This is a genomic window from Streptomyces sp. 5-10 (assembly GCF_014712245.1).
In the GTDB taxonomy this organism is placed as follows: domain Bacteria; phylum Actinomycetota; class Actinomycetes; order Streptomycetales; family Streptomycetaceae; genus Streptomyces; species Streptomyces violaceusniger.
This window is the reverse complement of record NZ_JACVYG010000170.1, coordinates 1-3,083: the sequence shown is the minus strand read 5'-3', so window position 1 is coordinate 3,083 and position 3,083 is coordinate 1. Positions and strand designations below refer to the sequence as shown.

The 3,083-nt window shown below is 72.7% G+C and carries 1 protein-coding gene; it reads right to left on the bottom strand.

The window, feature by feature from the left end; genetic code table 11:
• Positions 1-3,083: SDR family NAD(P)-dependent oxidoreductase (locus IEJ02_RS47610; RefSeq protein ID WP_191070477.1), on the bottom strand; the 3,083-nt coding region annotated here is incomplete at both ends.

Genomic DNA, 3,083 nt, shown 5'->3' with positions numbered 1-3,083 from the left:
CAACGACACCGGGTCGATCCCCGCCCGCTCCAGCACCTCCCACGACGCCTCCAACAGCAACCGCTGCTGCGGATCCGTGGCCAGCGCCTCCCGCGGATTGATCCCGAAGAACGCCGCGTCGAACGCGTCGGCGTCGTACAGGAACCCGCCTTTGCGCGCGTACGAGGTGCCGGGGTGGTCGGGGTCGGGGTGGAACAGCCCGTCCAGGTCCCAGCCTCGGCCGGTCGGAAACTCCCCGATGGCGTCACGGCCCGAGGCGACCAGATCCCAGAGCTCCTCCGGGGAGCTGACCCCGCCCGGGAAACGGCAGGTCATCGCGACGATGGCGATCGGCTCGTCCGCGTCGGCCGACGCCATGAGGGGAGCTCGGGTCCCGGCGGTCTCGCCGGTCAGCCGGGTGCACAGATACTCCGCCAGCACCCGAGGCGTCGGATAGTCGAACACCAACGTCGCCGGCAACCGCAACCCCGTCACCGCCGACAACCGATTACGCAACTCCACCGCCGTCAACGAATCAAAACCCAACTCCTTGAACGCCGCATCCACCCGCACCTCACCCGACGAACCAAACCCCAACACCACCGCCACACAACCCCGCACCACCTCCACCACCACACCCAACCGACCAGCCGCATCCAACCCCACCAACTCAGCACCCAACCCCGAGACCCCCACCCCACCGGCCGCCATCCGACGCGCGGCCCGACCGGACACCAACCCCCGCAGCACCGCCGGAAGATCCTGACGAGCCGCCCCGGCCGTGTCGACGGCGGCGGCGACACAGAGGGAGCTGCCCCGCGCACAGGCGGCATCGAACAGGGCCAGCGCCTTCTCGCTGGACATCGCGGTGATGCCCGAGCGGGACATCCGGGCCCGGTCCGTCGCGGCGAGCTTTCCGGTCAGCTCGCTGGACTGGGCCCACAAGCCCCAGGCCACCGAGAGCCCCGGGAGGCCATGGGCCTGACGGTGGGCGGCGAGGGCGTCGCAAAAGGCGTTCGCCGCCGCGTAGTTGGCCTGGCCCGGGCTGCCCAGGACCCCGGCGGCCGACGAGAACATCACGAACAGGGACAGCGGAAGGTCGGCGGTGGCGGTGTGCAGATGCGCCGCACCCGCCGCCTTGGCCGCCCACACCCGGGCCAGCCGCTCGGGTGTCTGGGAGGTCACCACCGCGTCATCCAGCAGCCCCGTAGCATGGATGACACCGGTCAGCGGATGGTCGGCGTCGACTCCCGCCACGAGCTCGGCCACCGCCGACGCGTCCGTGACGTCCACGGCGGCGATCCGCACCCGCGCCCCCAACTCCTCCAGGCGTGCGGCAAGTTCGCGGGCGCCCGGGGCATCCGGCCCGCGACGGCTCACCAGGAGCAGATGGCCGACCTGCCAGGTGCGGACCAGATGTTCGGCCACCAGGCCGCCGAGGGTGCCGGTGCCGCCCGTCACCAACACGGTGCCGTCGGGATCGAGCGCCACCGGGGCGCCCCACCCCTCCGGACCGCTGTCGGCGGAGGCACGGATCAGCCGTGGCACCCACGCCCGTCCATCCCGCACGGCCAACTGTGGCTCATCCAGATCCACCGCCCGCGCGACGGCGACCCGTACGGTGTCCGCGCTGACATCGGTCGCCGGGTCGAGGTCGAGCAGAAGGAAGCGCCCCGGGTTCTCCGCCTGAGCGCTCCGCAGGAGACCCCAGAGCGCGGCGGCGGCCGCATCCGTACCGTCCTCGGCCTCGGCGGCGGCGTCAGCGGCGGCGGCCACGGTGACCGCGCCACGCGTCACCACGACCAACCGGGCGTCGGCCAGCCGTGGCTCGGCAAGCCACCTCCGCACCAGCGCCATTGCCCGTTGCGCCATCGCCAGGCCAGCAGTCGCCAGGTCGGCCACGACGTCGGCATCGGCATCTCGGCGTGGGAACTCGGCGAGCACCACGGCCGGAACCGGCTCCCCGTCGTCGAGCCTCGCGAGCAACGCCTCCAGACCCGGGCCAGCACCCTCGGTGGCCAGCACCGCCCAGCTGTTGCGATCGGCCACCGGCTCGTCGGTCCGAGTCGGCTGCGGCAGTGGGGTCCAGTCCAGGACGAACAGACCGTCCACACCACGCGTCGCCCCACCCCGCAGTTGCTCTACGGCCGCCCGCCGCGTCACCAGGGAGTCGACCGTCAGAACGGGGTCGCCCACGGCATCGGCCACCACCAGCCGCAGTCCCCGCTCACCCTCGGCGCCGTCCCGATGCGGGGACAGCCGTACGCGTACGGTGCTGGCTCCAGCGGCCCACAGCGACACCCCGTTCCAGGCGAACGGCAGCCACACCTGGCCACCGTCCCGCTCCGGGTCGGACCCCATGTCAAGCAGGAGGGCCGGGTGCAGGGCCGCGTCGAGCAGCGCCGGGTGGATGCCGAACCCGTCCGCGTCGCCCGCCGCCTCGGGCAGCGCCACCTCGGCCAGCAGGTCCACACCGTCCCGCCACATGGCGCGCAGCCCCTGGAAGGCCGGACCGTACGCATAGCCCGCCGTCGCGGAGCGCTCGTAGAACCCCTCCAGATCAACCGGTTGCGCACCCGCCGGAGGCCAGGTGCCGCCCAGCCCCTCGGCCGATGGGCCAGGGCCTTCCGGTGCCGGGCTCAGCACCCCCTCGGCATGGCACACCCAGCCCACGTCGGCGCCCGAGTCGGCCTCGCCATCCGGACGGGAGTAGATCCGCACATCGCGCCGCCCGTCCTCCGCCGAGGCGCCCACTACCACCTGAATGCGCAATCCGCCTGACTCGGGCAGCACCAACGGGATCTGGAGCGCCAGCTCCTCGACCCCACCACAGCCGACCTCGTCGGCCGCCCGCAACGCCCACTCCACCAGGGCCGCGCCCGGGGCCAGGGCGGCGTCCGCCACGATGTGCTCGCCGAGCCAGCCGTCACCACCACCGGCCGCGATACGCCCGGTGAGCAGATGGGTGCTTCCATCGGCCAGTTCCACGGCGGCGCCCAGCAGTGGATGGTCGGCAGCGACCAGACCGAGGCCGCTGGGGTCACCGGTCGTGCCCGAGGCGTTCATCCAGTAACGCTGGTGCTGGAAGGCGTACGTGGGCAGAT